The sequence below is a fragment of the Legionella massiliensis genome (assembly GCF_000756815.1).
Lineage (GTDB): Bacteria > Pseudomonadota > Gammaproteobacteria > Legionellales > Legionellaceae > Tatlockia > Tatlockia massiliensis.
Window position 1 is genome coordinate 410,116 of record NZ_CCVW01000001.1, and the last position, 23,905, is coordinate 434,020.

Below are 23,905 nucleotides of genomic sequence, written 5' to 3' on the forward strand. Positions count from 1 at the left end.
ATAGCTATGATTAAAAAATATTCTCTAAAAGCACTACAGAAAGCGATAAACCATGCTCTGGCCCTTGATGAGTCCATGCCCGCTAAAATTGCTGCCTTAGAAGGCAAAGTGCTTGAAGTCATTGTAGCGCCGCTTGGAGTTAATTTTTATATTCGCTTCGACCAACAGCAATTACAACTACTCAGTGACTATGACGGTCAGCCAGATACCATCATTCATAGCAGTCCTCTCGGGTTAATCCGCTTAAGCTTTTTGCCTGCATCAAAAGCTCGCTCCCTATTTAACGACAAAATTCGCCTGTCTGGTGATGTGGAATTAGGGCAGCAAGTTAAAAAATTATTTGATGAATTGGATATTGATTGGGAAGGACATCTGGCGCATTTTACCGGTGATGTCGTTGCTCATCAGCTAGGTTCTCTCTTTCGCCAAGGCATAGCCTTTAAAAAACAACTGAGTGAATCAATGCGCCATAATCTTAGTGATTATTTACAAGAAGAATTGGGCTCATTCCCTCCGCGTGAAGAAATTGACGATTTTTTCTCCGACATTGATAAGCTATCCCTTGATGTTGAACGCCTACAAGCTCATGTTAATCAATTGTTGGTCAAGTCATGAAGTCGATTCAACAACTATTACGATTACTGCATATCAATACGATATTGGCAAGAAATGGCCTGGATCAACTAATCGTTTCTATTCGCCTTTTTTCCCCTTTTCGCTTTATGGTTTATTTGAACCCCTGGAATTGGCTACGAAAAGAAAAACTAACTCGTGGAGAGGCCCTACGCAAAACCTTGGAAGAACTAGGTCCTATCTACATAAAATTTGGCCAAGCCTTATCGACTCGCCCCGATGTTTTACCCCCGGATATAGCCCAAGAACTATGTAAACTACAAGACAACGTTCCCCCTTTCGCCAGTGAAAAAGCCTTAGCTATCATCGAAGAAGCTTATGGTCGCTCGGCTTTTGAAGTTTTTGCAAAGTTTGATCCTGTCCCGCTTGCCTCAGCATCAATGGCTCAGGTTCATGCGGCAACCTTAACCACTGGTGAAGAAGTCGTTGTCAAAATATTGCGCCCCAACATGTTAAGGATCATAGAGAATGATCTAAGCATCATGTACACCATTGCCAATTTGGCTGATAGATATTGGACCGAATCAAGACGTTTGAAACCGAGGGAAATTGTTAGCGAATTTGAACACAATTTGCTTGATGAACTTGATTTACAACGAGAAGCCGCCAATGCAGCGCAGTTAAGGCGAAACTTTACTAATTCACCGCAGCTTTATATCCCTGAGATTTTTTGGGACTATACCCGTAAGAATATTATGGTCATGGAGCGAATTAACGCTATTCCCATTGCTGACCTAGATTCGCTACGAGCCCAAAATATTAATATAAAAAAATTAGCTGAACGTGGTGTTGAAATTTTTTTCACCCAGGTTTTTAGAGATTGCTTCTTTCATGCTGACATGCACCCAGGCAATATTTTTGTTTCACCCTTAAATCCACAAGACCCTCAATATATCTGCATTGACTTTGGGATTATGGGGACCCTGAGTGACTTTGATAAGCGTTATTTAGCAGAAAATTTATATGCTTTTTTTAATCGTGATTACCGTCGTGTCGCACAATTGCACGTCGAATCAGGCTGGGTTGCAAGGGATACCCGGGTAGCAGAATTTGAGAGCGCAATTCGCACAGTCTGTGAGCCTATTTTTGAAAAGCCCTTAAGCGAGATCTCCTTTGCCCAAGTTGTTCTGCGTCTTTTCCAAGTTGCTCGCCGCTTTCATATGGAAGTTCAACCCCAGCTCGTACTATTGCAAAAAACCTTGCTAGCCGTAGAGGGCTTAGGCCGGCAACTTTACCCTGCTCTTGATCTTTGGGAAACAGCCAAACCTTTCCTGGAAAAATGGTTGAAAGAGCAGATCGGACCCAAAGCCTTTATTCTGAGAATGCGCGAAAACCTGCCCTTTATGGCAGAGCATCTACCGCAAATGCCGCGCCTAATACACGAAGTCTTGGAACTTACCAAAGAGCAGCAGATAAGAACACTTGAGCAGCATCAGCGCAGAAAGCGATCGTTCAGCTCTAAAAGAAATTGGTACACGGGTCTTGGTGCTGGAATTTTTGGCGCAATGATATCGATCAGCTTTCTCAGTTATTTTGATTTGCTAAATCATGATAAATTAGCAATTATTACTTTATCTCTAGCCATTATTGGCGGTTTTATTAGCCTTATTACTTGGTCAAATAGGAGTTAACATGGGCTTAGGCGGTATTAAACCTCTCTCTCTCTTACTTATTTTACTCATAATTGCCGCCTTATTTGGCACAGATAAGTTAAAGAATATTGGCAGCGATTTGGGTAATGCGATTAAAAATTTTCGCCGCGCCTTAACCGAAGACGAGAATAAAAATCATGAGCAGTAGTGAGCTCTTACTAACCTTTCTCGTGGCTCTTCTTGTATTTGGTCCTAATAAATTACCTATGCTAGCTGAGCACCTAGGTAAATTATTACGCCAGTTGAACTATTATAAACAACAAGCGAATCTATTCTGGCAAACACAGCTTAACGAACAACATCTACGTGAAAACAGGCAAAAGGCAGAGCAAGCAGATAAGGTATATCTGTATGAAAAAGCGATAGTAGAAAACAGCTCAAGGAGAAAAAATGGCTCGGGAGATAATTAATATTGTCCCTTTTTGGTGGTTAATCATCTTCACCATGGTTTTCTTCATGATCATTTCTTACGTTGCTGCGCACATTTCCACTTATTTTTTTCATAAACCAATTGATAAGGATCATAGAGACCTGGCAAATACCCTGATTGGGATCCTAAGCGGGGGTTTTTCTATTTTGCTGGCTTTCGTCATTATCAATACATGGAATTATTTGCTGGAAGCCAAAAATGCAACATCTAAAGAAGCTGATTATCTTGCACTGATTGTACGCAACAGCAACGTCTTCCCTGAAGATGCAAAAAATAAAATAACGCAGGCAGCAGGCGATTATGCCGTGGCTGTTCGAGTTAATGAGTGGAAAAAGATGAGGCATGGCAAAGAAAGCCCCTTAGCTTGGCAAGCCATTGAGAATTTATACCAGACTATTCAGTCCATAAACCCCGATAGCGATCATGATAAATATTATTACAATCAAATACTTATTGATGTTAACGAGCTCTTAAAAGCTCGTCGCGAACGTCTTAATGAGCTGAGCAGTATAATACCCCCTCCTTTGAGAGAGGCACTTATCGCCGGTTCGATTCTACTTGCCATTATTCTGGGTGCGATAAGAGGCGAGGGTAATTTTTTCTACCTAATGCCTGTCTTACTCTTTTCACTAGTACTTGGCTTTAATTTAGCCTTGGCCCTGAATTTTGATTATCCCTTCTCAGGCGAAATAGCTGTAAGCAATCAGATTTTTTATTCCGGCGCTTTAAGCCAGTTTTCTGATTAACACAGAGTAATATCGAGCCCCAGAGAACAGCCGGATTTTATTTGGTTTTCTCGGAAGCTGCGCCAAATACGGCTGTTCACTACTAGCCAAAGCGGGGCTCGGGTCTATGGCAGTATGGCGCCTTACTATGCTTTCCATAGTAATTTTGATGATAACCCTCAGCCGGCCAGAAAGGCTGTACCTCTAGCAGCCGAGTCGCCACATCATAGCCACGTGAACGCAAGATCTGAATCAGGGATTGGGCTTCCTGATGCTGTTCATCATTGTAATAAAACACCGCACTCTTATATTGATCGCCAATATCTGGTCCTTGCCCCGAGCGTTGTGTTGGATCGTGTATTTCAAAAAAGCGCTTCAATACCGTGTAATAATCTGTTTTTGCACGATCATAGACAACCCGCGCGACCTCATAATGTCCAGTATCGCCGTGACATACCTGGTCATAGCTAGGATCTAGAACATGCCCGCCTGAATAGCCAACCTCAACCTTGAGCACACCAGGCACAAGACGGAGAAAATGGTCAATTCCCCAAAAACATCCGCCGGCAACAATCGCTTCCTCGGTATCCAGTACCTCAGAATCGGCGACAAAATCGATAGAGGCGGAATTAACACAGTGCCTAAGGTTTTTATGAGTAAAATGTTCGCCGACAAAAACATGGCCTAAGTGCGCATCACAACGCTCGCAGAGAATTTCCGTACGCTGGCCATCCTTATCCGGGATTTGTTTGACTGCCTGCACGATATCATCGTCAAAACTGGGCCAACCACAACCAGAATGAAACTGACTTTCAGCACGAAACAAGGCCAAGCCACAACGCCGGCAAAGATAAGAGCCTTTTTTGGCCACTGTATTGTATTCACCAGTGTTAGGGTATTCCGTTGCTTTATCGCAAATAATTCGTTTGGCAGCCGGTGTTAAGCTGGCTGTCTTATCTAGATAAATTTCCATCTACACATCTCCTGTTGAGGTTGGACCCTATTCAGCTCCTAAGTTATTGCCCTCGGTTACAGATTTTATCTGCCATATAACCAATAGCTCCTGCGTAATATATAGAATTATTGTAGCGCAAAATCATTTTATAATTAGGATAAGCTAGGAATACAGGCCCGCCATAGGGTTGTACAATACTGGCGCTCAAATTCTGATAAGGCAAGGGCTCGCCACTTTCAGTTCTAACACCCATTGCATTCCATTCACTCACAGGTTTAACAATTGTTTTTCCTTCAAGACTCATATCAAATTTGGCAGGTAATTTGACTTGAACCGCCCAAGGTTCGCCAGTTTGCCAACCATTTTGCTTCATATAATTAGCAATTGACGCGAAAACATCCGCCTTAGATTCCCAGATATCTTTTCGACCATCATGATCATAGTCAACAGCAAATTTTACCCAGCTTGAAGGTAGAAATTGTGGCTGACCTGAAGCCCCTGCCCATTCACCTTTGAAATGATCTAAAGAGACATGACCATCATTAAGAATATGTAAGGCTAAGAATAATTCTTTGCGGAAAAAATCTTGTCGCTTTGAATCGTAAGCAAGGGTCGCTAAAGATTTAATCACAGGGAAATTCCCCATATAGGTGCCATAGCTACTTTCCATACCCCAGAATGCCACGATGAAGCAGGGATCCACACCATAGTCTTTGCCCACGTTTTCCAAAAGCTCTTTATTCTTATCATATTGTTTGCGCCCCATAACAATGCGATAACTATCTGCTCGTGAATGCAAATATTTACTAAAGGTTAACCGATGCTCTGGCTGAGAACGCGCCAGACTTTTTACTGTTCGACTAGGTTCATGTATATCAGCAAAGGCTTGATCAAATAAGGTAGGGGATATGCCCTCAGAAAGTGCTTGCTCCCTGACACCGGCAACCCAGCTGCTCCAGGTTTGCTGAGCGGCAAAAGAAAGCGGTGACAAGACGAGTAATGATAAGGTCGCCAGTTTTAGACCCCATTTTTTCATGATCTTCCCCTTAAAGTTGTTCCTATAATTATTGAAGAGATATCCAAGCACGAATCATGCCCTTTTGGCAAGACTGAAGTTAGGCAATCTCTAAAAGGCTGATTGAACAATTGTCATCTATATATTTTTCCGCGGTTAATTCTTCTAGCAACTCATCAGACAAATCTATTGCTAACAGGTGAAGCTCTTTGGCATCAAACTGATCCTCGCTGCATTCTTCATCCTTTTTATGCTTGTTTATAAAAGACTCTATCTTCGTCTCTAATGCTTTATGTAAAAGACTATTTAAGGGGATATAGAAATCAGATTCGTCCTTCGCACATGTTGGTCTATATAAATGACGTTTGTAATGTAAAGCCTCAGACAAGGCTTTGATTGTGGGTTCTGACAATATCGGGAATGAGAAAAAGAGACCGCTTAAAGCAATATAATCAGCAGGCGGTGCCCCTTTTTGCATCGTTAAGGCCAATTGGTTAATTGCTTGTTTCGATTGTCCAGCGCAAAGAGCGGCCAAGGCTGTTTTTTCTTCCAATTCCTTAAGTAATGCCTCGTAACGTTCAACATTTATACGAGCAACGATAAAGGGCAAAATAATATTAAAAGGTGGCTTAAACTGTTTGGCTCGGTGAAAACACAAAGGTTGTATTCGATGAAGAGCTTCAACCTTGAAATGAAACAGTTCATCGTCAAATACCATGGATTGAGCGCTATAGCGCTTAGATTTTGTATCTTCAGTAAAACATAGCATGACGCCTTCCATGCAGCGCTGAGCATAGTGATAAAATGCGCTCATTGCTTTCAAAGACTCACTATCATCTAATTCAATCAAAGCCCCATATTGCTGAAATGCAGGACTAAGCATTTCATCAAATAGCTCCCGCAGCAGCTTCATTTCGCTATTCGCCAAAGCTTGCAGTTGCAAACTTAATAAAGTCGTTTTAAATTCCAGCAAACTTTGCTTGCTATGCCAGGGAAATTGGCTCTGCTCCGAAAATCTATTGCCTCTTACACTAAGCCAAAATTCATCACCTAGGGTTTTCTGCCATAAGCTCAGATACTCACTCCTTGCGATTAGAGAATCCAATTTAACACCTAGTGTTGAGCTTTTCTTGATGTTTGAGAAGGATGGTTCAGACTCCGATGAAAAATCTATAATTTCTGCAGACTCTTCATCTTCGAAGGAAAAGCTATTGCTTTGACTATGCGTAGCGCTAGCCTGACTGGAAGAAGGAGAAAAGAAATAAGACAATATAGAGAAGTTTAAAAACGAAGCAAACCCTTTTTTGCCAGATTTAGCCTTGCCACTCCTTTCTTGCGAAGACACGAACTCCTCTTTCTCTGCTTTCTTCATAACTAATCCCTTTTCGGATTTAAGGTTTAATACCTAGTCCAATATAGTTCTCTTTTTTACGTAAAATTAATTGCAAAACTATTCCATAAAGCGGAACAAAGGTAAGTAGACTAATACTTATTTTAAACAGCAAGTCAATCATTGCAATCTCTGGCCAATGAGCACTCAAGAAAGCATTAGAACACTGATAGAACGCAGTAAAAAAGAATACATAGGTATCTAATAAATTACCAAAAATATTCGAAACGCTTGGTGCAACCCACCATTTTGAATTTTCTCGGAGTCGTTGAAAAACGATGATATCGAGCAATTGCCCTAATACATAAGCACAAAAGCTAGCCAATGCGATTCTTAATGCAAAAACATTTGCTACAAATACATTGCCATAACTAAAGAAATTAGAAATAAGATAAGAACAGATTAATCCGGGAAACATAGCAAGAAAGATTATTTTTCTTGCTTTTTCTTGCCCAAACAAACGAGTCGTTAAATCCGTCAGAATAAAAATGAGTGGATAGCTGAAAGCGCCCCAGGTTGTATGGAAGCCAAATAAAACAAAGGGATACTGCACAAGTGTATTGCTTAAACAAATGAGGAGAATATGCGCTAAGGCTAGCCAATATAGACTAAATTCACGAGAGAGCATGTTGGTCTGTTTAAAAATAAAACATTATGTCATGGCTAGGATAATGATTTCAAGATGACAGCATGCACATTGCATCCTTGTTCATTATTGTCTATGGTTATATGCATCAGTATTTTATGCAAGGATGAGAAAATGACTGAATACGACTATAAGAGTTTTAAGATTCATTATGAGATTCACCCTGATAAAACAAAGAAGAATTTATACACCGCTGATGGTTATATTTGCTGTACTCTAGACCAAGGAGTCCCTGTTTTGCCACGGCAATTTCATACGGAATATATAACTCGAGATGGTGTTCAAAAAGAAATTAGAAAACTAATTGAAAATTATATTGATTTTGAATGGCAGGAATTTCATGACATGCAAGGGGAAAAAATTAGTCGCGGAGATTAGATGCTTGCTTTCAGCAAGGATTTTGCTCCTGTTGGTCTCATTATCCGTTTCTTCTTTTGCCTGTGCCTCATCAAGCAATGAAGAGCAAACAGAAACTAGTCCTGCCCCATGTACCAACTGCACTCAGAGTAATGCAAATAATGATTGTCATGACACCTTGGATGATCCAAACAGCCCTTATCCAGCAGAGCTTGGAAAGGCCCCCACTGGTTATTAATTTATAACTCATTGACTCAACAGCAAAATTTTGCATTAATAATTGTTTCTACACATTTAAAAGGATCTTAAATGTCTGGTTTCTTTAGCGGATGGTTTCCCTCTGTAAGACCAATCTCTACCCCTGCACAGTTAAATACGCAAGTTGCCAATGGCGCTTTACAGGTAACTAATCAGGCCGTGCAAGGATTTTCTGGCCCTTTAAACCCCTGGTCTATTTTAGCCACTGCCTTTCCGCAGTTACTCATTTCGGGCTTTGCAATATTTCGCACAGACATTAATGGGCATGAACGATTTATTCAGATTCTTCAAACACTATTTGAAGGTGCTGAAATAGGTCTATCTATTGCCCTTATTTTTCAACATGAAACCTGTGCATCTTGGATGACTAGTGATATCTGTACTGCCCTCGCGCTTTTCCAAACCCTCAACGGAGTAACAGTAGTTGTAACAGGGGGAGTCGCCCATTTTATGTCTGGCAATGCACCAGCAACAACAGCGCAAGTAGTACCACATACAAACAATCTAGCAGGAGGGGAAGGACATCATGATGACGATGAAGAAAGTCAGCATCATGCGTCGATAAATCTATAAGCAGCTCGAATTAATAAGAAGCCTCTAATTCGAGTGGGATTGCACATTTTGCCCAGAACGAAAGCAAGAATTCGGAAAGCTTAAAACTCTTAATATTTCCTTAATATTTCTTAATTAAGATGCAAGCTTCATAATCTAGAGTCAAGCAAAGATGATCTCTTATAAAGGTAAAAACTTAACTAAATTTAAAGACAAAACTGCAGGTAAAAATAACTCTGAAGTCGATGGTTTTTATATTGACGATGAAGGCAAAGAGTATTTTATTAAAAAGCCTAAAGACAAGAGGGAGCTATTTACCGAATTGTTTGCAGGGCTGCTCCTAAAAGAGTTCATGGCACGGGGCTTAATTGATCCTAATTATTTTGACTCACTTATTTGTGCTGACTACATCCAGTTTGAAGACGGTAGCTATGGGCTTATCCAACCCAAGGTATCATTCACCGTACTCTATGACATTATCGGTACCGGCTATAAAGATGGTTCAGACCGTGATCCTCTTTTTGAAATGATTGCCGGTCCAAGCCATTACCCCACGTTGACCCAACAAGGCCGATACTATGGTTTATCAATGGCCCTCATGTTCTCATTACTCTTGGGTGATTACTCTGTTCATAGTGGTAATGTTGTTGTTTTAAACAAATTTTTTGACGCTGATACTCTAATCAAACAATTTGCTCGTATTGATTGGGGTGCCGCCTTTCGTTATTTTGCCCAAAAAGAGAACAATGAAGATATCCTCGTCCCCTACGAATACCAGGGATGGCTTAATTTGAAATGGCTTACCAAAGGATATTTCGCAAACTACAAAAATATTTATGGCTTATTTTCAGCGATAGCTACTAAGGCAAGCGATTTGGTAGGGGCAATGTCTGAGGTTCCAATGAAAGATATTGTGAACTCTGCCCTAAGCCAAATTCCCGCCGATATGCTTGATAAAGCGACTCAAGTCGAATTAGCAAAATATATGGCGATCGACTCCTTCGCGGATGCCAGCTTTGGGCCAGAGGGCGACTATCAGCAAGTTGCAGATATCTTTAGTTCTGTATTAAATGATCGTCTGGCAAAAATCACCGTTTTAAAAGAGCCGGTTACCCAACAAGAGTCCTCTGCGGTTCATGCTGAAGTTGATCCCCCTGCTTCAATGTATCAAAGTATCATCGTTTCTGAGTACAAACCTGTCAGCATCACTATCGATCCAGAAGGTGCGCTTCCTGAGCAATTTGAGCTTTTACATCAGATTATCCAAAAGACCAAGGCTCTTGATTTTAGGCAAATTGACTTTACGCGTCTGGCTCAGCAATTTAATCATCATCTTGATCTTCTCGCTCACCAGACTGAGGTGCTTAATCTCTGGCAGCATAAGCCTAACTCAAATGTCAATATGTTTGCCCCCTATTCAAGCGGTAGTACAAAAGCGATTTTAGGGTCAGCCTATGTCGCACAATATCGAGAAAGCACGATACTAAAGCGTTTATACACCATGAGTGAGGACGGCTCTTTAATCAGTTTACGTTTTGGCGCCTATGAAGATGCCGTAAGAAATTATGCCAGAGACCCTGTCAAAGTCGAATCATTGTGGCTGAAAATTGAAGCTTTATTAACAAATAGTTATGCGGTTATCAATGAATTACATCTATTACAAAATGCCCAACTATCAAGCGATAGAGATGTTAATAATCTTGAAAATATCGGCCATCATGTGCAAAATTTAAACACATACCTGGGAGCCTTTGCCGAATCGAAACGCTTATTAGATCAATTCTTTGAAAAAAGCTCCATTGCAATTAACAAGACTGCAACAACCTTTGATAGTACGTGTTTTTATTCGATTAGCGACCCAGAGCTTCTTGATATGAGCGGCGAGCAATTAGTGACTATCTGTCTTGATGAACTCTTTGCAGCAACCCCGAGTCCTCTGGTTGTTCGTATCGTTAAAAATGACATCTTATGGCAAAGACTCTTAGAAGGTTATTCCGACGGAGCCTTCGAGCAGCGTGTCGATAAGCCTCAGGATAAGATGATTTGCCTACAACAATGGCGCCAAGAGCTTTCAAGATTCTGGACATATAAAAATAGTTTTTATTTAAACACGTCAATGATAGGAAAAGATCTTGATGCTGAAGAGATGGGTTTACATTTCCAAGCCCTGCCAGCCGCCTTTCAAGCTGACGAGGAAATTTATCAAGCCAATAAAGGCGTAGTGGATGTATTAGCCTTATGGAACTCTAGCAACAAGAATTTTCTTAGCAAAGAACAAAGATTTCTTGCTAAAAAATCGGAGCAAAGCTATAGCGAGTTGCAAACAGCGTTTAAGAATCTTCCCTCTGATTTAGGACAGCATTACCAAAGTAATATGGAACTCTATGAAAAGGAAATGCACTACCGCCACACATTAGCACTTCATAAGGAACAAGCAGATTTTGACGAAGCGGCCAGAACCTTTGCTGAGCTTAGCCAAGCTCTCGACCAATTGAGCCCCGATCAAAAACTAATTTATCAAGCAGAGTTTGCAATTTTGCAGGCCATACTTCTCAATTGGCAACTACAACAGCTTTTCATCGCACAAAAATTAAACTTTGAACGAGCAGCGACTCCTCAAGCAAAGGTGGCGATGTTCTCAGGATTAAATGTGGCTTTTTTAGCCTTACCCCCAGAGTTGAGCGTACAATATCAAGAGCAAATCAATGCATCTAATAAAGAAGTTGCCTATCTGCGCCAATTAATTGCTCATCAACAACAAGACACGATTAGCAAGAGCCGCACAACATTTCCAGCACTCAAAACGGCTTATGATGAATTACACCCCCAACAAAAAAATAGCTATCAACAGAGTTTCGAAACGTTAGAGCAAAACGACACAAGCTATAAGCTGTTATTAGCTAATCAAATTATAAAGAATTCCAACAATATTCAGACTATCAACGGAGTTTTAGAGGCTTTGAAGAATGATGGAACCCTTAGAAATGCAGCCTTCAAAGATATAAGGCTTTGGTCTGCCATTAGCAAAAGCAAAAAAGAGCTGCTTGAACCAGAAGTAATAAGGAAAGATTTACTTATCATACAAAAATTTTATGCAGATAGGGCGCTCCCCGAAAATGACGAAGAGTTTGGTGAGGAGTATAACCAGTCTCTGATTAATTTTTATGAAAGAACACTGGAAATTCGATTGTCAAACCTCTCGGTAAAGGCACAAGCAACAGCAATTATTGCAGCAGCTCATGAGGAGTTTGGTCATCGACACAAAGCAGCACGCTACCTTGCTGATGGGTTAATGTTAGCGAGTATTTTATTCTTCGGCTTAGGCCTCGCTATCATGGGTGCACGATATGCGACAAGCACCTCAGTGTTTTTTAGCAACGCAGCTACAAAGAGAGAAACTATTTTAACTCAAGAATGGATGAAAAAACTCGAGGACTTGCCTGACGACGATGAGGCTATGCAAGCTCACCAGCTCTTTAATACGCCAAGCGCTGCATCAGCAGCTTAAGGTTAAGGTCTGGGTAACGCGATTTCATTTATAGGGTGAAGATGGCTCCATCATTTGCCCTTGGAGCACCAATGTACAAATTGCAAAAAGCATAGAAATAGGTCAGCCCTCTCCAGTACTGGAGGGAGATCTATTACAAAGCATATTGAGTACTTGTATTGCCAGTTGAAAACCTAAACCTTGCTTGTTTCTACTCCCTCTCGAAAAAATATGCCCTAAAGCATAGTTTTTTTAAGCAACAGATCGGCACACTATGGCTTAAACACTCACAATAAAAATTCCTTGTATTTACATAAAAAAAATAAAAATTACTGAATATTTTTTAACCATAAAAAATCTCAATAAGCGACTCTTAATATTTCATTAATATTTACATAATATTACGTTAATAATCTCTTAATTCCCTCTTAATAATAGTTTTTTATAATGGTCAACATTATAAATTTATATGATTACTTGTTGGGGATTATAATGAAATTATTAAAAGTATCCGAGCTGAAATCATTGCCAAATATGGATGAAAATTCATTACATATTTTGAAGGCAATTCTAGGAAACAAAGAAATTAGAAAGCTAATAAAATCAGCCAATGGGAATCCTATACCTTTTGAATTAATGAAAGAAAAATTTGGCATCGATTGTCAGATTATATTTGTAAAATCAGATGAAACTGCAGAACTTAAACCTGTTGTTGTCCCTGCTGAAAATAGAATTTCAGGTGGCGGAAAATCTTTTTGCAAACAATATAAAACCTATGGCTTGGATGATGGGAAAACTTATTTTCTTAAGACAATTAAAATCAGTGATGAAAGTTTACCAGAAGCGCTCAATGAAGAAGAAACCTTGGGCAAAACAAACCGTTTGATTGGAACTTATTTTTGTAAAGAAACAGAGGTAAAATACCTTTTGACAAGCTTTGTAAAAGGTATCGATTTATCCAAGTTTAAAGATATGAGACCTTTGAGTGTTGAATTAAAACATTTTTGGGAGACCTGCGGCATTATCATTTCAGCGAGCTCCCAAATGAGCACTTTCCATGGATTAGACTTAATTCATCGTGATATAAAGCCTGGCAATATTATGCTGGATGCAGATAACCAGTGTCATTTAGTGGATTTTGGTAGCAGTTCTTCCGATGAAGAACCAAAACCCATTAGCTGGGGAACTGGCCCTTATTTGGCCCCTGAAATTAGGGAGCAAGGCGAGCTCTTATCGTTCTCCAAAAGTACTGATATTTACGCTTTGGGGTGTTCTTTTAATGAACTTTTCGAGATTTTCAAATCAGTGAAATTTGCGAAAGTAGTTATTGGAGCAAAAAATAAGCATCTAGTACAGCTGCACACTGAAATTAGTTCTTGCATTGAGGGCATGATGTCTGACAGTGAATCACTGCGTATGAGCTGTTTCAGTAGAATGAACCAATTACAAAGAACCCCAGAGAGTTTTAAATCCAGACCAGAGGCTTATACTTATACAATAATGCTACTGACTCAATGGCTGGATAGCTATAAAGACGAAGCAGAACTCACTGCGCTGAACAATACGATTCAGGCAATCAAAGTCGCTTATGAAAATCATCAGCAGGATACAGGAACAATTACCGCTTTGCTGGATGACTTGCTGGGGGCTGATTGGCTATTGTCACCTCATAAAGCAGTCCTTGCGGTTTTAAAGAATTCCTATACCAAAATAGATAGACCTGAGCCAGGCCATGATGATATTTTGCCACGCCGTTTCGAGTCTGATTTTGTGAGTCATTGTATTCAAAAACCAACGGCTAAAACAATGCAGGCAATTAAGCTGGTATCAGATGCTATAATACAGATTTTAGTTGAATATCAGGATAGCCCAAGCGAGAGTATAGAAGGAAAAGCAATACAAGAATTTTTAGCTGAACTTGTTAAGTCTGATATTCTTTTTGGTGCGCCACGTCAGTCGATATCGATTGAGGAAATTATCAAAATATTGTCAGATAATAAACCTGAGGATTTCGTAAAAATTCAGCATATTTCTTTTAAGTTTGCCCAAAAAGCTCTGCGCCAATTAGCCTTAAATAATCTGCCAGGTCATGAGCCAACAGGCCCATTTTTAGAAATATTGAAAAAATATCAAGCTAAATACCCCTCAGATACTAAAGAAACACCCTCTGAACTTTATCATCGTTTGGCTGCTGTCCGTGATGAAACGGGCAAAGGGGAAGGTTATCGTTTCAGGGCATTTATCTGCGATGAGCTCTTTTATGGCGATGAGATCTTTACAACAGCGGATAATCGAGGACGTTCCGGTAGCCCGAATCAGGCGTTACATACCAACCAAGTTGGATTAATGAAGTTCGAACACTCAGCGCACACCCAAGGATTGCTGAGCCTTGAAGAAGGCTCATGGTATGCCGATTGTAAAACACAAAAAGCAAACCCAGAGTCAATTCATTATACTTCCGCTTTGAATACAGACTGTCCCTATATCACTGGCCCTTCTGGAATGACATCATTATTTATGAATATGATGTTTGTGCTTGTCAATCCAAATGATTCAGAAGTAATTTTATCCTACAGCCTTGGTGTAATGACTTATGTAGTTGGTGCTGGCTACCATAGCATAAAAGAAATACTGATTCCCATGGTTAAATGTGTTGATGCTATACCTGGGTATCCACAACTTGAAGGTATGGATTATCTGACAACTCCTCCCTTATATAACCACTACTTCAGTGAAATTGAGAAATTTGATGGAGAATTTGCTGAGATGCATCAAAATATTTGGGCTAGTCATCTCACCTATTTTGAAAGCACGTTCATGCCAATATGCATGCGAGAAAATTGTCATCCCTCTCAAATTTTTGCGGAAGCAAAAATCTCTCACCAAGTATTTGAAATGTGTGGAGTGGTTAGTAAGTCAGTAGAACTTTGTTTGGCAAAGTATAATTCAGATAGTACAGGCAGCCTAAGCCTTTTCACTCCAGTGAAGGATGCTCAGAGTGATGCGCTTGTATTGCTGGAAAGTGTTTGCCAAAAACAGTTAACATTGACCTCCGTATTCAGACAGATTCAGTCCTATTTCAAGGGTAGTTTTGAAGTCGGGGAAGGAATTTCGATTAAGAGAACGATGCAATTATCTTTTATTGGCCATTTCTTTAATGTCTTGAAAGATAACCCTGTGCTCCTTTCTCATCTAAATTTGACTCTGAAAATAGACAGTACGATTGGTATAGATTGTTGTAATGAAAGTGGTATAAGTGTAAATCTCTCTTTGTTGCAGAAGATGAAATCTTCGACAGATGCTGAAGAGCTTCATGTTCAGGAAGCTCCTGAGTCAAACCAACTGCCGAAAGTTTTTATTGTTGGCTATTAAAGGTATAGATATAAATGTTAGCTACGGAAGAAATAGCAAAACTCCTTAGAAAGCGGGATAGGAGTAATAGTAGTGATACTATTACTCCAGTGTCTAAGAAAGTGAGGAGATCTAGCCTTATGAATGATATGCATTTTAGCTCAAAACCAGAGGCCTATACCTACATTATTTATACTTTAACACAATGGTTAGATTCTTATTCGGCTGAAGTTAGTACTGTCATTAACCAGAGCATTGAGTCAGTAAAAATTGCTTATGAAAATCATGAGCAAGATACTGACAATATACGCCTAATAATTATGTCGCTATTAAGAGACGATATTCTGTTTCCTCATCATCAGAATGAAATAGAGGTATTAGCTTCAAGTTTAAGCATTATTAACGATAATAAGACTAATGATAACAATGTTCTTCAAAGAAGATTTGAATCAGAATTGGTTTCTTGTCTGATACAAAATCCCACTCATCTAATGATGTCATCTATCCATTTGGTCTCTCACGCAATTATCAAGACTATTAACGAATACAGACAATATAGTACTGATTCAAAAGAACAGGATATTTTGAATTATTTTTTAAGTGAATTAGAGGGTTCTGATATTGTATTTGGCTGTTTTAAAGAAAGGCCAACGCTTGATAAAGTCATTGCTATTTTAGAAGAAAATAATCCAAACGATTTTATTAAAATTCAATTTATATCATTCATGTTTGCTCGTAGTGTTATAGGTCCGCTACCTTTAAACAATTTACCGCCTCAAACACCGACAGGGCTTTTTGCTAGAATTTTAGAGCTCTATTTAAAAACCAACCCAATTCCTGAGGACGAACAGCCTTTTTCTTATCAAAGAATGGCGGCAGAAAAAAATAATATTGCGGTTGCCACCGATTTCAGAACCTTTATTACATCTAAACTATTTTATGGTGATGAGCTCTACACCCAAGGGCAAAACAGAGGCCGCTTGGGACCACGTAAAACGCATCTAAATACCAACCAGCTAGGCTTAATGAAGCTGGAGCAGTCTGCGCATAGCAGAGGGCTTCCTATTATCGCTGATCAAGTTTGGTGTGCTGATGCACAGGCGCAAGAGGCGCAAGAAGATTCTATTTATTATCAAACAGCCTTATTGAATGATTGTCCCTATATTACCGGCCCTTCGGGAATGACTTCCATATTTATGAATATGATGTTTTTGTTGTTAAATCCGCAGGAAATAGAATTAATACAGGCTTATAGTCTTGGGATTACTGCCTATATTGTTGGTGCAGGCTTCCATAGTGTGAATGAAATACTCATTCCTTTAGTTAAATGCATCAATATGTTACCTGACTATCCCGCTTATCAAGGCTTAGAGTATTTAATTAAACCACCTCTTTATAATCTTTATTTCGATAGGATTAGTCAATTTGACTCTGAATTTAATCAACGAAGACATCAAGTGTGGGCAAATTATCTTAATTATTTTGCATCCTGCTATATGCCCTTATGCATGAACGATTTTTGTGAAGCAGAACAAATTGCAGCCGCTCCCTGCCTTTCTCCTGAAGTAGAGGTATTAAAAGAAATAGTGGCGAGTTCAATTGATGATTGCATTCAATTTCATAATAACAGCAAAGGAACTGATTTTAGATTTTTGGCCGCAAAGCCTCAGGAGTCTACTGATCTTAATCTATTAAAAGAAGCTTGCCTTAGCCAATCGTCGCTTATTGCAATTATGGCTCAATTACAAAAATATTTTGCTGGGGAATTCGAAACGTCACCGACCGCCATGCACAAATTTGATAATCGATCTTATTTGCGATTTTTCCTTTATACCTTAAAGGATTACCCACAGGTTTTATCTCATATTAATGAGCAACTAGCACTAGAGCCCCCATTAATTATTGACACAACCAAAGATATCTTTTCACAGGAATATCGCACAGAGTGCTTTAAAGTTCATAAAATGCTCAAAGAAGAGCATCACCCTGGTGGGGAGAATTTAAACAATGAAGGTTTTATTAATTCATCAATTGTTCTATAATAGAACACATTTTCTTTAAATAGGCAGACCTAAAATGACTTTAGCTATTATTAAAGAGCGAATTTTTCAAGGAATAGAGCGACCAGCAAAACGATTTCTTGCGAGTAATCATCCAGATGTACCCATGGAAGTAGAGTATTATGCAGGAGCAAATTATGAGCAATTTTTTGAGAATTTTCTAATTACAACTGTTGGTGATGATGAAGAAAGACAGCAAGTATTAATAAATGAATTGAATCAAGGTGCCGAAAAATTTGCACAAAAGGTTATATCTGTGCTTTACACCCAATGGGGCGATAATAATTTACCCAGGGCAATTAAGAAAATTGCTAATTACTCAGAGCAATATCCTCAGGTAAGTGGGCTGTTAATGGGCTTTTTTAAACAACATGTAGCCTCTGTTGATGTTGTGGATAGTTTTGGTGAGTCAGCCTTTGTTAAGATATTAAAAAGTAATAAGCCACAACTCAAATCGCTTCTCTTTTTAGCGAACCAAGGGGCAAAACACTGTACACTTCCCTCTAAAATGCAAGATTCATTAATAATCAATAATCATGATATTTATGAACAAGCAGAACTCAATACTGAGCGCTGGATAAGATCGGTATGAAATTGCTGGTTGTGAAGGATCTCCTGAATGATGCACAGTGCTAATCCCGGAGATCCATCGCTGTGCTCTGGATGAAGGAATGCAGAGATTTGAGGTAGGTGACCTATTATTTGTTATAAGGGAAGGAATGTATGACGATACCTTACTCCGCTCTTAAGGAAACCATCGGCTCTAGCTTTGCCGCTCTTCTCGCCGGATAAAAACCAAAAAATATTCCCGTTGCAACGGAAACGGCAAAACCGGCTAAGGGTGGCATTAGGAAAATCGTAAAATTCCAATTAGAAAAATAGGCAACAACTCGGGTAAAAATTAACCCCAGGATTACACCCAAAATACCGCCTAAGAACGATAACATCACCGACTCAGCCAAGAACAAGGCTTGAATTTCGCGATTGCGGGCGCCAACTGCCTTGCGAATACCAATTTCTTTTTTACGCTCGCTGACTGAAACCAGCATGACATTCATTACCCCAATTCCACCAACCAATAAGGAAATACCTCCAATCACTGCTAAGAGCAGAGTAAAAATTTGCCCCTGACTTTCCATGGAAGCAATGATCTGTTTAGCGCTGCGGGGAAAAATATTCAATTTGGGTGCAATGGAACTAATGACTTGTTTTAACTGCTCAATGACCTGATCGATTGGGCTATCCGGCTTTAATTTGATGACTGCATTATTAATTTTGCTGTCTTTGGCCACCAGAGCCATTCCGCCAATTGGGATAATAACTGAATGGTTGATATCTTCATTAAAGAAACCATTTTCCTTCCATGGCGCAGCAATCCCAATAATTGTGTACAGTGTTTTACCTATATGTATTTGTTTGCCAATTGGATCGTCAAAACTTACCTGTTTCAGCTCTTGTGCGACACTATCGCCTATCACACAAAAATGCTCAAAGGATTCAACAAAGGACACAAAATGGCCACGTAGCAACTTGATATTAATAATCTTTGCCAGTGACTCATCAGCACCGATTATTGCACCCTGTATTGTTTTACCTTCAAAACTTAAGGGCTGATAGACCGTGGCATAAGGTGCTATTTCTACGGCAGCGGGAATATGATCGGGAATCTGCCGCCATTGCTCCAAGCTCACTTGATCTTCGCCAGAAATCGATTTTTCTTGCCCCTTTTGGAAGGCAGAAACTGCGAGCAAATCAGTTCCCAGCGCCTTAAATTGCGCCAAAGCCTTTTCTGTCGCCAATTGCCCACAGCTGATTAACGCAACCACGGCTGCAGTGCCCACTAAAATACCTAAGACCGCAAGAAAGGAACGAAGTTTTGAGGCAGATAAATTAACCAAAGCTTGCTGAAGATGAGTTAATGCAGTCATTGTCAGCTCTCTGCAATAATCTGGCCGTCAGCCAGAGTAATACGGCGCACACATTGTGCAGCGACCTGCTCATCATGAGTAACCATAATAATGGTGCGCCCCTCCTGGTGCAGAGTTAAAAATAAATTCATTACCTCTGCGCCAGTGCGCGAATCGAGCGCCCCCGTGGGCTCATCAGCTAAAATGACCCTCGGTTCGCCAACCAGAGCACGGGCAATTGCAACCCGTTGCTGCTGACCACCTGATAACTGCGTTGGCTTATGTTCTCCATAGGCAGCCATCCCGACGCGAGCCAAAGCCTGGTGTACCTGCTCTTTAATTTCTGCTTGCGGGACATTGCGATAAATTAGGGGTAGAGCAACATTCTGGCTAGCATTAAAACGTGGTAACAAATTAAATTGTTGGAAGACAAAGCCAATCATCTGATTTCGCAAAGCAGCCAGCGCATCATCATCCAAGCCGGCTATATCACGCCCCTGTAATAAATAATGGCCGCCATCAGCCTTATCAAGCAAACCAATAATATTCATTAGCGTTGATTTCCCAGAACCTGAAGAACCAACAATTGCAAGTAAGTCACCCTCGTTAACCTTAAGGGAAACCTCTTTTAAAACCTTGGTTCGCTGATCGCCAATCTGATAAATCTTGGCAATATCGTGCAGGTCTAGCAATGACTGATTAGTCATAAACCACCACATCCCCTGCCCGTAGTCCTGCGGCAATGACAACCTTATCCGCTAAGGCGGCGCCTGTTGAGACAATGCGAGTATCTGTTGAACCATCCTTCGTTTGCAGCTTAACTATCGAGCGCCCTTTTTCCTGCTTTAGCGCAGCAATTGGGACTAGAAGTTGTTTATCGCTATCAATTTCGATTTCGATAGAAGCGCTCATTCCAACCTTAACCCAGGGACGCTGAAGCTCATTAAGGTGTTTGACCTCTACAACAGCGCTGAATGAGGGCAAATTACTACCTGAATGGGATGAGGCCTGGGCATTCACAGCAACAAGCTCCCCCTCTAGGACATGTTTGCCTAAGGCAATACCTGTTACCTTTGCGCGCATTCCAGTGTGAATTTTATCAATATCAATTTCTGGTATATCAATTTCAACACTCACCCCCGATAAATCGCCAACTAAGGCTACAATCTGTCCTGACTTCAAGGCTGAACCCACGCTCAATTTACCCGGCTTGTCCTCCCCCGATTTTGGTGGATAGAGTATTACCCCATCACCAGGTGCTTTTAGCTTGATCAGGTTATGGTTGCCAGTTAGGGCTTGTCTGACCTTATCAAATTCGGCGATGCTTAATTTCGACAGATTTTGCGCACCCTTATCATCCATCTTTTCCAACATTGCCGTGAGTCTGCCCGCTGCTTGCATCAAACTGACTCTAGCTGTCGCCAAACTTGATTTTTCACTCAAAAAATTATTTTTGGATAATAAACCAGCATTCCAGAGATCTTGTGTCCCGGTGAATTTTGCCTGGGCAATGGTGTAGCTATCTTTGGCTTTGAGATATTCAGTCAGGATATCGTTGTATTGTTTTTGTAATTCTGAGGAATTTAAAGTAAAAACAACCTCACCTTTTTTCACTTGCTGGCCATAATGGTAATGCATCGTTTCAACGATGGCATCCATTGGGCTGGTTAGCGTGCTTTCATGCAGGGGCTGGATCGTACCCGTAAAAAACAGATTTTTGTGCATGGACTCTGTTTTAACGACATAGGTTTGGGTCTGGTTTTTTTTCTGATCAACAGGACTGCTGCAAGCGCTAAGCAAGCATAAGCTAATAAAAATTAATAGAGCTAGGTTCTTCATTCGCCGTACCTGAGTTTGATTCGCCAATGTTCAAGAGTCTTTCCTAAAATACGATCAAGAATGGATAACTGATTCAAATAGGCAATCTTGGCGCTGATTAAACCCATTTGTGCCTGAATCAATTGATTCTGCGTATTGTTAACATCCAAAGCACTAGAAATCCCGGCTTGCTGTTTTTTCTTTTCCAATTCGTAGGATTTTTCTGCCAATGTCACCTGTTTTTCCGCAAGCTGATAACGTTTTGCCAGACTTTCAATGCTATTTATAGTATTAGTAATCGTTGTTTCCAAGGCTCGCTTAGCCGCAATAAGGTTTAAGCGATCTTTTTCCAGTTTCACCTTAGCAGAGATTAGTTGATTTCTTCGAGTAATATCATGTAGGGGAACGGTTAAGGTGACCCGCGCAGTGTGATTAATATTCTGACCATTATAAATAGCGGGTAAACCATGATTACCATCCACATCGCTTACCCGACCACTTTGTATATTGCCACCAACATCCAATTGCCATAGCTGCTGGTTTTTTGCCACCTTATAAGCTCGCTCATCAGCACGCTGCTGCATTTTGAGGGCAAGGTATTGGACATTATGCTGCAAAGCCCAGTCGATAGACTCTTGCAGCTTGGGCACAGTAATTTTATCCATCACAACATCACTAGGTACCGCAAGGCGCATTTTGGGGTCAAGGCCTACTGTTTGTAATAAATCCTGAGCAGCTGTCTTGAAATCATTTTCAGCTTGCTCGACCATCAGGCTAAGCGATTCAATTTGATAGGACTGCTGAATATTACCCGTCGGTTCCAATTGTCCCGCTTCAATTTTTTTCTCATTGGTTTCATAGGTCTTTTGTGCTTCTTCTAATTGTCGTTTTTGATTTTGTAAATTATTAGCACTCAGGATTAAGGCGCGATAAGCGCTTATCACCTGGGTAATCTGATCGATAACCGCCTGCTGTAAATTTAGCTTATTTAGCCATTCGTTATCGATAGCATCTAATAAGCCAGCTTCGTTTGCTGCCTTGCCAAAACCTCGCAATAAGGGCTGACTCACGGAGAAGTTGAGCACGGGGGCATAGCTATTATAGTTGGAGACATTATTATCAATATTTAAACCAATTTTTGTTCCTAGCTTGGTTTTCATATTAAACTCTGGCGTGGCCATATAACTCTTATTCGTTGTTGAGCCAACTCCGCTATAGCGGCTTCTTTCTATTGCAGCCGAACCACCGAGGGCATATTGCAACTCGAATTCATTATGTGCCAAACGCAATTGATAACGCTGGATAATCCGATCAAGTTCGGCATTCTGGATATTAGGGTTGTAACGCAAGCTGAGCAAAATGGCTTCGCGTAAGCTCAGCTGTTGTACTTTCTTGTGACGTACATCGGGAGAAGTTGGTAAATCGATCCAGTTATGCAACATGTATTCAGGATTAGTAATGGCTTTTTGTAATCGCGCCGCTGCCTCAGCAACTTGCGAAGCTTCCTCTGCGGGGTTGTCAACCCAGCGGTAAAGTGTTGTCGACTCTGCGGGTGTATTAGGCAGTGGCGGAGTTACAGCATGAATTGGAATGCTATAAATAGTCACTGCGCAAAACAGAATTAGTCGCCAATTATTCAAAAATAACACCAAGACTCAACCTGTTAAATTTTCATGTTTAAAATTGAGCCACATTTTAGCACAGTTTAGGGGTTTTTGATTAGGGTCTGTTGTCAACCTTAGGGGGTACTGTTGCCAGAGGACTCATTTATGATGTCTTTATAACCCGCTAAATCCAGATTCACCCAGCGATAACCTAAATTTCGAGCTTTTTTGACCAATAAATCACGTATTTGCAAAATAGCTGACATTTCCTCAGGGGCAACTTCTATTCGAAAATACCGCTTAGTTATCGAGGGTTCAGAAGGATAGCTTTCCTCGTGAACACGCACACGATAAAGCGAAAAACCTTGGCCATTTAGAAAACTTTCCATTTCGTGAATATGCTGTAATTTTTCTTCTGAAATTCTTACCCCTGTGACAATACGTGAAGCTAAGCCGGGGCTTGTAGGTTTATCTGCCAAATTAAATCCTAGTTCTCGCACAAACTCCCTTATATCAGCTTTCTCTAAGCCTGCCTGTTCTAAGGGAGAGTAAATATTGGATTCTTGGACAGCTAGATGACCCGGGCGGCTATCCCTTCGATCACTTGCATTATAGCCATAGGCAATTGCTTGATAACTTCTTTTTATTGCTTCTTTTCTTGCCAGATTACATAGTTCTGTTTTGCAGAAACAGCAATGTTTACTATCATTTTTAGCGTTAATCTCATCACTATTAACGATTAAAAGTTCCGCGCCAATAGTTTTACTAAAGTCTTTTGCGCTCTCAATTTCCCATAAGGCTACGCGGGGACTTACAGAAAGCAAGGCTAAGACGCGCCCTTTTCTATGTGAGGTTTTTAAAGTTCTAATAGCCGCCCATAGAAGAAAGCCGCTATCAACGCCGCCAGAAAAGGCTATGATTAAACCCTTTTCGATAAGCGGGGCAAGCATTGATTTCAGTAAATCAAGCTTGACTGATTTTTGCTTTGAGTTCGTTTCCTGTGTTTCCATGTTTTTTTCCTATTCATACGATATTAAATAAGAAATACCCAAACTTACACTTTAA

The 23,905-nt window shown here is 40.3% G+C and carries 21 protein-coding genes; 12 read left to right on the forward strand and 9 right to left on the reverse strand.

Features of this window, described 5'->3' with window-relative positions; genetic code table 11:
• Positions 1 to 6 precede the first annotated feature (6 nt).
• The 5 genes from BN1094_RS01745 to BN1094_RS01765 are packed head-to-tail and all read left to right on the forward strand — an operon-like array spanning position 7 to position 3,461.
• Positions 7 to 615, forward strand: coding sequence for a ubiquinone biosynthesis accessory factor UbiJ (locus tag BN1094_RS01745; RefSeq protein ID WP_043872697.1), 609 nt, complete (start codon positions 7 to 9; stop codon positions 613 to 615).
• Positions 612 to 2,264, forward strand: coding sequence for a ubiquinone biosynthesis regulatory protein kinase UbiB (gene ubiB, locus BN1094_RS01750; RefSeq protein WP_043872698.1), 1,653 nt, complete (start codon positions 612 to 614; stop codon positions 2,262 to 2,264). Before BN1094_RS01745 ends, ubiB begins: the two co-directional genes overlap by 4 nt.
• 1 nt (position 2,265) lies before the next feature.
• Entirely contained in the window at positions 2,266 to 2,433 is a 168-nt protein-coding gene (tatA, locus tag BN1094_RS01755; protein WP_043872699.1) for a twin-arginine translocase TatA/TatE family subunit, read from the forward strand.
• Entirely contained in the window at positions 2,423 to 2,695 is a 273-nt protein-coding gene (locus BN1094_RS01760; protein ID WP_043872700.1) for a Sec-independent protein translocase subunit TatA/TatB, read from the forward strand. The genes tatA and BN1094_RS01760 overlap by 11 nt, the downstream gene beginning before the upstream one ends.
• Positions 2,676 to 3,461 carry a bestrophin-like domain gene (locus BN1094_RS01765; RefSeq protein ID WP_043872701.1) on the forward strand — a complete coding sequence of 262 codons (786 nt, stop codon included), beginning with the start codon at positions 2,676 to 2,678 and terminating at the stop codon, positions 3,459 to 3,461. The genes BN1094_RS01760 and BN1094_RS01765 overlap by 20 nt, the downstream gene beginning before the upstream one ends.
• A gap of 82 nt (positions 3,462 to 3,543) precedes the next feature.
• Here BN1094_RS01765 and BN1094_RS01770 read toward each other — a convergent pair whose 3' ends face one another.
• The 4 genes from BN1094_RS01770 to BN1094_RS01785 form a co-directional block, all read right to left on the reverse strand.
• Positions 3,544 to 4,413, reverse strand: a complete 870-nt coding sequence (locus tag BN1094_RS01770; RefSeq protein WP_043872702.1) for a bifunctional methionine sulfoxide reductase B/A protein — start codon at positions 4,411 to 4,413, stop codon at positions 3,544 to 3,546.
• 43 nt (positions 4,414 to 4,456) lie between these two features.
• Positions 4,457 to 5,431, reverse strand: a complete 975-nt coding sequence (locus tag BN1094_RS01775) for a lytic murein transglycosylase (RefSeq protein WP_043872703.1) — start codon at positions 5,429 to 5,431, stop codon at positions 4,457 to 4,459.
• A 79-nt stretch (positions 5,432 to 5,510) separates the two neighbouring features.
• Positions 5,511 to 6,782 (reverse strand): hypothetical protein, encoded by a 1,272-nt coding sequence (locus BN1094_RS01780; protein WP_043872704.1) that lies wholly within the window; start codon positions 6,780 to 6,782, stop codon positions 5,511 to 5,513.
• 19 nt (positions 6,783 to 6,801) lie between these two features.
• A complete protein-coding gene (locus BN1094_RS01785) occupies positions 6,802 to 7,428 on the reverse strand; it encodes a 7-cyano-7-deazaguanine/7-aminomethyl-7-deazaguanine transporter (protein ID WP_043872705.1) in 627 nt (208 codons plus the stop codon).
• Positions 7,429 to 7,560: 132 nt separating this feature from the next.
• Here BN1094_RS01785 and BN1094_RS01790 point away from each other — a divergent pair, with 132 nt between their 5' ends.
• The 7 genes from BN1094_RS01790 to BN1094_RS01820 all read left to right on the forward strand — a co-directional run bounded on the left by BN1094_RS01790 (position 7,561) and on the right by BN1094_RS01820 (position 18,103).
• On the forward strand, positions 7,561 to 7,824 hold the full coding sequence (locus BN1094_RS01790) for a hypothetical protein (protein ID WP_043872706.1): 264 nt from the start codon (positions 7,561 to 7,563) through the stop codon (positions 7,822 to 7,824).
• A gap of 31 nt (positions 7,825 to 7,855) precedes the next feature.
• Positions 7,856 to 8,041 carry a hypothetical protein gene (locus BN1094_RS01795; RefSeq protein WP_141650403.1) on the forward strand — a complete coding sequence of 62 codons (186 nt, stop codon included), beginning with the start codon at positions 7,856 to 7,858 and terminating at the stop codon, positions 8,039 to 8,041.
• A gap of 71 nt (positions 8,042 to 8,112) precedes the next feature.
• Positions 8,113 to 8,634, forward strand: coding sequence for a hypothetical protein (locus BN1094_RS01800; RefSeq protein WP_043872708.1), 522 nt, complete (start codon positions 8,113 to 8,115; stop codon positions 8,632 to 8,634).
• A 151-nt stretch (positions 8,635 to 8,785) separates the two neighbouring features.
• The gene (locus BN1094_RS18650) at positions 8,786 to 12,121 is read left to right on the forward strand and encodes a LepB GTPase-activating domain-containing protein (protein ID WP_052403075.1); all 3,336 of its coding nucleotides are present in this window, start codon (positions 8,786 to 8,788) and stop codon (positions 12,119 to 12,121) included.
• A 471-nt stretch (positions 12,122 to 12,592) separates the two neighbouring features.
• Entirely contained in the window at positions 12,593 to 15,472 is a 2,880-nt protein-coding gene (locus BN1094_RS01810) for a protein kinase domain-containing protein (RefSeq protein WP_052403076.1), read from the forward strand.
• 119 nt (positions 15,473 to 15,591) lie between these two features.
• Positions 15,592 to 17,493 (forward strand): hypothetical protein, encoded by a 1,902-nt coding sequence (locus tag BN1094_RS01815; RefSeq protein WP_099908955.1) that lies wholly within the window; start codon positions 15,592 to 15,594, stop codon positions 17,491 to 17,493.
• A 34-nt stretch (positions 17,494 to 17,527) separates the two neighbouring features.
• A complete protein-coding gene (locus tag BN1094_RS01820) occupies positions 17,528 to 18,103 on the forward strand; it encodes a hypothetical protein (protein WP_043872710.1) in 576 nt (191 codons plus the stop codon).
• A 142-nt stretch (positions 18,104 to 18,245) separates the two neighbouring features.
• Here BN1094_RS01820 and BN1094_RS01825 read toward each other — a convergent pair whose 3' ends face one another.
• The 5 genes from BN1094_RS01825 to larE form a co-directional block, all read right to left on the reverse strand.
• Positions 18,246 to 19,439, reverse strand: a complete 1,194-nt coding sequence (locus tag BN1094_RS01825) for an ABC transporter permease (RefSeq protein WP_043872711.1) — start codon at positions 19,437 to 19,439, stop codon at positions 18,246 to 18,248.
• 2 nt (positions 19,440 to 19,441) lie between these two features.
• Positions 19,442 to 20,125: an ABC transporter ATP-binding protein gene (locus BN1094_RS01830; protein WP_043872712.1), complete on the reverse strand. Its 684-nt coding sequence runs from the start codon at positions 20,123 to 20,125 to the stop codon at positions 19,442 to 19,444.
• Complete coding sequence (locus tag BN1094_RS01835) at positions 20,118 to 21,257, reverse strand: efflux RND transporter periplasmic adaptor subunit (RefSeq protein WP_043872713.1); 1,140 nt, start codon at positions 21,255 to 21,257, stop codon at positions 20,118 to 20,120. Before BN1094_RS01835 ends, BN1094_RS01830 begins: the two co-directional genes overlap by 8 nt.
• Complete coding sequence (locus BN1094_RS01840; RefSeq protein WP_425411899.1) at positions 21,254 to 22,885, reverse strand: TolC family protein; 1,632 nt, start codon at positions 22,883 to 22,885, stop codon at positions 21,254 to 21,256. The genes BN1094_RS01835 and BN1094_RS01840 overlap by 4 nt, the downstream gene beginning before the upstream one ends.
• 89 nt (positions 22,886 to 22,974) lie before the next feature.
• Complete coding sequence (gene larE, locus BN1094_RS01845; RefSeq protein WP_043872714.1) at positions 22,975 to 23,850, reverse strand: ATP-dependent sacrificial sulfur transferase LarE; 876 nt, start codon at positions 23,848 to 23,850, stop codon at positions 22,975 to 22,977.
• Between the last annotated feature and the right edge of the window lie 55 nt (positions 23,851 to 23,905).

Bases quoted from the DNA above. Each gene is read 5' to 3' on its own strand.
- BN1094_RS01745 (WP_043872697.1), top strand. From the start codon at position 7: ATGATTAAAAAATATTCTCTAAAAGCACTACAGAAAGCGATAAACCAT.
- ubiB (WP_043872698.1), top strand. From the start codon at position 612: ATGAAGTCGATTCAACAACTATTACGATTACTGCATATCAATACGATA.
- tatA (WP_043872699.1), top strand. From the start codon at position 2,266: ATGGGCTTAGGCGGTATTAAACCTCTCTCTCTCTTACTTATTTTACTC.
- BN1094_RS01760 (WP_043872700.1), top strand. From the start codon at position 2,423: ATGAGCAGTAGTGAGCTCTTACTAACCTTTCTCGTGGCTCTTCTTGTA.
- BN1094_RS01765 (WP_043872701.1), top strand. From the start codon at position 2,676: ATGGCTCGGGAGATAATTAATATTGTCCCTTTTTGGTGGTTAATCATC.
- BN1094_RS01770 (WP_043872702.1), bottom strand. From the start codon at position 4,413: ATGGAAATTTATCTAGATAAGACAGCCAGCTTAACACCGGCTGCCAAA.
- BN1094_RS01775 (WP_043872703.1), bottom strand. From the start codon at position 5,431: ATGAAAAAATGGGGTCTAAAACTGGCGACCTTATCATTACTCGTCTTG.
- BN1094_RS01780 (WP_043872704.1), bottom strand. From the start codon at position 6,782: ATGAAGAAAGCAGAGAAAGAGGAGTTCGTGTCTTCGCAAGAAAGGAGT.
- BN1094_RS01785 (WP_043872705.1), bottom strand. From the start codon at position 7,428: ATGCTCTCTCGTGAATTTAGTCTATATTGGCTAGCCTTAGCGCATATT.
- BN1094_RS01790 (WP_043872706.1), top strand. From the start codon at position 7,561: ATGACTGAATACGACTATAAGAGTTTTAAGATTCATTATGAGATTCAC.
- BN1094_RS01800 (WP_043872708.1), top strand. From the start codon at position 8,113: ATGTCTGGTTTCTTTAGCGGATGGTTTCCCTCTGTAAGACCAATCTCT.
- BN1094_RS18650 (WP_052403075.1), top strand. From the start codon at position 8,786: ATGATCTCTTATAAAGGTAAAAACTTAACTAAATTTAAAGACAAAACT.
- BN1094_RS01810 (WP_052403076.1), top strand. From the start codon at position 12,593: ATGAAATTATTAAAAGTATCCGAGCTGAAATCATTGCCAAATATGGAT.
- BN1094_RS01815 (WP_099908955.1), top strand. From the start codon at position 15,592: ATGAATGATATGCATTTTAGCTCAAAACCAGAGGCCTATACCTACATT.
- BN1094_RS01820 (WP_043872710.1), top strand. From the start codon at position 17,528: ATGACTTTAGCTATTATTAAAGAGCGAATTTTTCAAGGAATAGAGCGA.
- BN1094_RS01825 (WP_043872711.1), bottom strand. From the start codon at position 19,439: ATGACTGCATTAACTCATCTTCAGCAAGCTTTGGTTAATTTATCTGCC.
- BN1094_RS01830 (WP_043872712.1), bottom strand. From the start codon at position 20,125: ATGACTAATCAGTCATTGCTAGACCTGCACGATATTGCCAAGATTTAT.
- BN1094_RS01835 (WP_043872713.1), bottom strand. From the start codon at position 21,257: ATGAAGAACCTAGCTCTATTAATTTTTATTAGCTTATGCTTGCTTAGC.
- larE (WP_043872714.1), bottom strand. From the start codon at position 23,850: ATGGAAACACAGGAAACGAACTCAAAGCAAAAATCAGTCAAGCTTGAT.